The following is a 6461-nucleotide window of genomic DNA, read 5'->3' as shown; positions in this document are numbered from 1 at the left end:
TCTGACTCTCCGGGGGTTCGAGTGTGGAAACCCAAACCTACCGGAAAGGCCACGCTCACCACCCCATGGAATCTACGAGACCGTCTTGGTTGCTACGAGACTGTCTTCGCCCCACCCAGCGTCCGCACCGCGATCGCTACGCAGACCACCATCAGCGTTGCCGCGAGCAGGAACGGTGCGCCGGGCAGATGCAGCGGCGCGCCGGCGCTGATGAAATAGGAAAAGGTCAGCGTGAACAGGAACGGGCCGACGAGCTGCGACACGCTCTGCACGCTCGCGGTCGCGCCCTGGAGCTGACCCTGCTGCTCGGCCGCGACCAGCCGCGTCATCAATGCTTGCGAGGCGGCACCCGAGATACCCCACAGCGCCAAAATGGGAATTCCGATCCAGGACAGCGGCCCGGTCGGCGCAGCGCCCAGGACGACGAAGCCGAGCGCGCCACAACACAGGCCCAGCAACAGCGCGTTCCGCTCGCCGAGCACGCGCACGATCGGGCCGATCGCGAGCCCCTGCACCACCATGGCGCAGATGCCGACCATCGCCAGCGTCAGTCCCACGGTCTTGGAATCCCAGCCGTAGCGATAGGTAGCATAGAGCACGAAGGTCGAGGGCAACACGACATGCGCGACTTGCGCGATGAAATTGACGACGGACAACGCAGCGAGCACTGCATTGGAGCGCAACAGGCGGAGCGCACCGAGCGGACTGGCGCTCCGCCAGCGGAACGGCGCGCGCCTGTCGGGCGCGAGCGATTCCGGCAGGACGAACAGACCGTAAAGCGCATTGGCGAAGCTGAGGGCCGCCGACGCCCAGAACGGCAGGCGCGGATCGATATCGCCGAGCAGGCCGCCGAGCGCCGGCCCCAGGATGAAGCCGGCGCCGAACGCCGCGCCAATCCGGCCGAAGACCGCCGCGCGTCGCTCCGGCGGCGTGATGTCGGCGATATAGGCGAAGGCCGTCGAGATGCTGGCCGACGTGATGCCGGAGATGACGCGGCCGACGAACAACCACACCAGGGACGGCGCCAGCGCCATCAGCACGTAGTCGGCGGCAAGGCCGAAATTCGACAGCAACACCACCGGCCGCCGCCCGAAACGGTCCGACAGCGCGCCGAGCAATGGCGAGAACACGAACTGCATCAGCGCCCAGGCGGTGCCGAACAGGCCGAAGATTCGGGCGGCGTGGGCGGTATCGTTGTCGACGAAGCTCTCGATCAGCTTCGGCAGGATCGGCATGATCACGCCGAGCGCGAGCATGTCCAAGAGGATGGTGACGAAGATGAAGGCGACCGCGCCGCGCCGGACCGGCACAGCGACTTGCGCTGCCACCTCGCCGGCGCCGTCACTCACGACGGGCGCTTGCGCTTGTGCGCGAAGGGATTGGCCTTCTCGCGCAAGGTGATGCGCACCGGCGTGCCCGGCAGTTCGAAAGTCTCGCGCATGGAATTGATGAGATAGCGCAAATAAGACTGCGGCACCGCGTCAGCGCGCGAGCAGAACAGCACGAAGCTCGGCGGGCGCGCCTTGGTCTGCGTGATGTAATTGAGCTTGAGCCGGCGGCCGGACACGGCCGGCGGCGGATTGGCCTGAACCGCCTGCTCGAACCAGCGGTTCAATGCCGAAGTCGACACGCGCCGGTTCCAAAGCGCGTAGGCGTCCTGGATCGCCTGCATCAGCCGATCGATGCCCTCGCCCATCAGGCCCGAGACCGCGACGATCGGCACGCCCTTGATCTGCGGCAGCAAATGGTCGGCATCGCGACGCAGACCCGAGATCGCACCGCCCCCCTTGCTCTCCATCAGGTCCCATTTGTTGACGGCGAGCACCACTGCGCGGCCCTCGCGCTCGATCAGATCGGCGATGCGCAAATCCTGCTCCTCGAAGCGGTTCTGCGAATCCATCATCATCACGACGACTTCCGCAAAACGGACCGCGCGCAACGCGTCGGCGACCGAGAGCTTTTCCAGCTTCTCCTCGATGCGCGAGCGCCGGCGGAGACCTGCTGTGTCGAACACGCGAAACTCGCGGCCCTTCCAGTTGATCTCGACCGCGATGGAATCGCGCGTGGTGCCCGCCTCCGGGCTCGTCAGCAGGCGTTCCTCGCCGAGCAGATGGTTGATCAGCGTCGACTTGCCGGCATTGGGCCGGCCGACGATGGCGACCCGGATCGGGCGCGTCGCGGCCTCTTCCTCGGTGAGCGGCTCGTCGTCCTCGGTCTCGTCCTCGTCGACGGGCTCCGGCATCAGCTTGGCGAGCTCATCGTAGAGCTCGCCCATGCCCTCGCCATGCTCGGCCGAGATCTGGATGGGATCGCCGAGGCCGAGCGCAAAGGATTCCATCGCGCCGGCATCGCCGTGCTTGCCCTCACTCTTGTTGGCGACCAGCAGCACGGGCTTGTTGGCCTTGCGGGCGAAATCGGCGAAGGCGCGGTCGGTGGGCGTGAGGCCGACGCGGGCATCGATGACGAAGAACAGCGCATCCGCCTGCGCGATCGCAGTCTCGGTCTGCTCCTGCATGCGGGCAGTCAGCGAGCCCTTGGCGCCCTCGTCGAGGCCTGCGGTATCGATGATGGTGAATTCGAGATCGCCGAGCCTCGCCTCACCCTCGCGGCGATCGCGGGTGACGCCCGGCAGGTCGTCGACGAGCGCAAGCTTCTGTCCGACCAGGCGGTTGAACAGCGTCGATTTGCCGACATTGGGCCGGCCGATGATGGCGATCGTGAAGGACATCGGTCATTCGTGCGCTGCCGGAGCTGCGCCTGTCAATCAAAGGAAAAAATTAGCGCGAGAAGCTGCCGCTCGGCAGCGGCGCCGGGAAGCCGCCCTGCGTCTGCTGCTGCGTGGTCTGGGTCGGTTGCGCCTGCTGGACCGGCTGGTCCGGCGGCGGCGCAGTGGTGCGCTTGCGGACGATCTTGTGCTTGGGCGGCGGAGCGGCCGTGGCCGGCGCCGCCTCCGGCTGGGCCTCGCCGTCGACTTCGCCAGCGGGCGCTTCAGTCGGCGCTGCGGCTGCGGCGGCCGGCTGCCTTGTGTGCTTCGCTTTGGCTCCCTTCGCCGGCTTGGCCTCGGGCGGCGGCTCGGCGGGCAAGGCCGCAACGGCAGGTGCGTTCGGATCGGGCTGCTGCTGCGCGCCCTTGTACATATCCTTCGGGACGCCCTGCTCGAGGCCCGGCACGCCTTCCGGGAAGACCGGCTTGCGGTCGCCCGGCAGCTTCTTCTTGGTATCGAGGAAGTCGAGCATGTCGCTTGGATCGAAGCTGGAGCAGCCGCCCAGGACGCCCGTGAAGGCGATCAGGACGGCGGCTGCGATCAAGCGTGGCGTGCGGCGCATCTTGTGTGTCTCGTTTACGTCAGAGGGCCGTCGTCAGCTCTTGGCGACGGGCGGCAGCAGGGCCTGGAGCGCCTCGGCGCGCGAGCGCAGGCCGGGCGGCGTTTCGCCGTCTTCACCGATCGCGTCGAGCCATTTGCGGGCCGCGGTCATGTCGTTGTTGCGCCATGCCGACAGCGCCAGCATCTCGCGGGCGCTGTGGCGGAAGGTCGATTTGGGCGCGGCGGAAGCCTCCAGCCGCTGCTGCATGTCGGCATAGCTGGCGCTGTCGAGCAGCAGACCGGCGGCGCGGATCTTGGCCAGATCCTGCCACTCACCACCGACGCTGCGGTCGGCAGCGATGTCGTCGTACATCTTGGCAGCAGCCTTGGCGTCGCGGGGCGCCGCCTCGGCGGCGGCGCGCAGCCGCGCCAGGGTGCGATAACCCGAGGGCGCCTTTGCGGCGAGCTCGGTGAAGGCGGCCTCGGCCTCGGCATGCTTGTCCTGGTCGGACAGCTCGGCGGCCTTCTCGAAGGCGGCGCCGGCCTCGGCGGCCTTCTTGGACTCCAGATATTGATAACCGCGCCAGCCGCCGACGCCGGCAATGACCAGCACCATCAGGGCGATGAAGTAGATCGAATATCTATCCCACAGCTTCTTGAGCTGTTCGCGACGTACTTCCTCGTCGACTTCGTCAAATAATTCAGACACTTATGTTAATCCCATGCCCGTCCGGGTGCGCGCGCCGAGGCGTTCGCGTCAGGAATCCCGTCCCCCACGTGGCGGCGAGGTACCCTAACGATATGGCGGTGGCAAGGCAAAGCGAGCCCGATCAAGGCGTTAACCACCCGGGAGAGCCCGGATGCGCCTGCCCAGCTCAAGCGCCCAGGAGCTCCCGGAGCTGCCGCTTCAGCACCTTGCCGTTGGCGTTGCGCGGCAGCGGGTCTGGTGTGATCGCCATGGTTTCGGGAACCTTGTAGTCGGACAGACGCTCCGCGCACCAGGCGCGCAAGGCCTCGCCGGCGACCGGCGCACGCGTCACCACCACGGCGTGGACGCGCTCGCCCAGCACCGGACACGCCTTGGCGATGATCGCGCTCTCGATCACGGCGGGATGGCCGGCCAGCACGGATTCGACCTCGGCCGAATAGATCTTCAGGCCGCCGCGATTGATCATGTCCTTCTGCCGGTCGAACATGCGGACGAACCCGTCCGCATCGACCGAGCCGAGATCGCCGGAGTGCCAGAATCCGCTGGTGAAGCTTTCGGCGGTGGCTTTGGGGTTATTCCAATAGCCCTTGATGACGGAGGCGCTCTGGATCCAGAGTTCGCCGATCTCGCCATGGGGCAGCTCGCGCCCGTCCGAATCCATCGCGACGATGCGCGCGCCGGGACACGGCAGGCCGACGCTGTCGATATGGCTCTCGGTCAGTTCGCCCGGCATGATCGTCGAGGGCGACGTCGTCTCGGTCGCGCCGTAACAGTTCATCAGCTTCAGTCCGGGAATTGTCGCCTTGAGCTTCTCGATGGTCGCGACCGGCATCGGCGCGCCGCCAAAGCCGCCGATGCGCCAGCTCGACAGATCGTAGCTGTCGAAATCAGGCTGGAGCAGGCAGAGATTGTACATCGCCGGCACCATCACCGTGTAGGTGACGCGCTCGCGCGCGGCGAGCTTGAGGTAATCGGCCGCCTTGAACTCAGGCATGATGATCAGCGCGCCACTGCTGCGGATCATCGTCGTGATGTTGGCGACGATTCCGGTGACATGGCCGAGCGGCACTGCCGCGATCGATCGATCCGCTTCCGTCAACTGCAGGCAGGACACGAACACCATCGAGGAATGGACGATGTTGCAATGGGCCAGCATCGCGCCCTTCGGCTTGCCTGTCGTGCCCGAGGTGTAGAGGATCATCGCGGTATCCTCTTCGCTCACCTCGATCGGCGCAGGCGCTGGCGGGTTGTCGGCGAGCGCGGCAAAGCGCGAGCGAACCGGATCGTCGTCGACGGCGATGCGGTGGATCACATCGGGCACCTCCTGCGCATCGGGCAGCCGCTCTGCGAGCCCTGCCTCGTGGATCAGGATCTTGGCGCCGCAATCGGCGAGGACATAGGCGATCTCCGGCTTCTGCTGGCGCGTGCTGAGTAGCACGGTGACCAGCCCTTCATGCGCGGCGGCAAACAGCAGCAGCGGGAATTCGATGCGGTTGCCGAGCAGGATCGCGACGCGGTCGCCGCGCTGCAGACCAAGCTTGCGGAAGCCCGCGGCGATCCGCGCGGCCTGCTCCACGGCCTGCCGCCAGCTCAGCCGGACATTGCCGCAGATCAGCGCCTCGCCATCGGCATTGCGATCGCGCGCCTCCGCGATCATCGCCCACACGCTCGCCGGCCGATCCGAAAATGCCGGCACCACCCGGTCGCCGAAGCGAGCCTCGAACCGCATCGGCGGGATCTGAGATTGCGACCAATCCATCGAACGGCCCTCGGCTTGTTGCTCTTGTCAGCTTCCGCGCATGGACATCGGGTTTCGTCTTGTGCTGACCGGCTAGACCCCGATCACGGGAACACCGATCACGACCGGATGGAACGCGAAGGCCAGCGCGAGATAGGCGACGACGCCGACGACGACCGCAATCAGATCATTGCTGACGCCGCCCACCGGGATCGGCGGGCCGCCGGCGTCGGTGCGATGCTTGAGCGAAATGCGGTCATACACCGCCCAGCCCAGGAACGAGCCGAACAGGATGATGGAGCCGAGATCGCCATTGGCCAAAAGATGCGCCGCCGCCCACAGCTTGATGCCGGCCAGCATCGGATGCTTCAGCGTCGCGTAGATGCGGCCGCGCAGATAAGAGGCGACCACCAGAATGACCGCGGGCAGCATCAGCGCGAGCGTGATGTGCTTCATCGCCTTCGGCGGATACCAGACGTCGATCCAGCCGGAGCTGCGGTAATGGGCAAAGCCCCAGATGATCAGCGCCAGCCCCGCGAGCGAGACCACGGTATAGAGGATCTTGTAGGTCCCCTCGCCCAGCCTCGCGATCGCCTGCGCGCGCGCCTCACGTTTGGTGGTGAACACATGGGTCGCAAAAAACAGCGCAAGCCCCAGGATCATGACCAGCAGACCCACGACATCCTCCCCGCAAAGCAGCCCCGCCTCTG

At 66.5% G+C, this 6461-nt stretch carries 6 protein-coding genes; all 6 read right to left on the bottom strand.

The window, feature by feature from the left end; translation table 11 throughout:
• Positions 1–92 precede the first annotated feature (92 nt).
• Positions 93–1349 carry a TCR/Tet family MFS transporter gene (locus RAD04_RS38170; protein WP_461627903.1) on the bottom strand — a complete coding sequence of 419 codons (1257 nt, stop codon included), beginning with the start codon at positions 1347–1349 and terminating at the stop codon, positions 93–95.
• Complete coding sequence (gene der, locus RAD04_RS38165) at positions 1346–2728, bottom strand: ribosome biogenesis GTPase Der (protein ID WP_461627902.1); 1383 nt, start codon at positions 2726–2728, stop codon at positions 1346–1348. Before der ends, RAD04_RS38170 begins: the two co-directional genes overlap by 4 nt.
• 49 nt (positions 2729–2777) lie before the next feature.
• Positions 2778–3326: a hypothetical protein gene (locus RAD04_RS38160; protein ID WP_091954840.1), complete on the bottom strand. Its 549-nt coding sequence runs from the start codon at positions 3324–3326 to the stop codon at positions 2778–2780.
• 33 nt (positions 3327–3359) lie between these two features.
• Positions 3360–4013 (bottom strand): tetratricopeptide repeat protein, encoded by a 654-nt coding sequence (locus tag RAD04_RS38155; RefSeq protein WP_461627901.1) that lies wholly within the window; start codon positions 4011–4013, stop codon positions 3360–3362.
• A 166-nt stretch (positions 4014–4179) separates the two neighbouring features.
• Positions 4180–5772, bottom strand: coding sequence for a class I adenylate-forming enzyme family protein (locus RAD04_RS38150; protein WP_461627900.1), 1593 nt, complete (start codon positions 5770–5772; stop codon positions 4180–4182).
• Positions 5773–5844: 72 nt separating this feature from the next.
• A complete protein-coding gene (locus tag RAD04_RS38145) occupies positions 5845–6429 on the bottom strand; it encodes an NnrU family protein (RefSeq protein WP_461621146.1) in 585 nt (194 codons plus the stop codon).
• Positions 6430–6461: the final 32 nt, after the last annotated feature.

It is taken from the genome of Bradyrhizobium sp. 25ACV (assembly GCF_054863005.1).
Note: the sequence above shows the minus strand (reverse complement) of the source record. Positions and strands in the feature narration are given on the sequence as shown.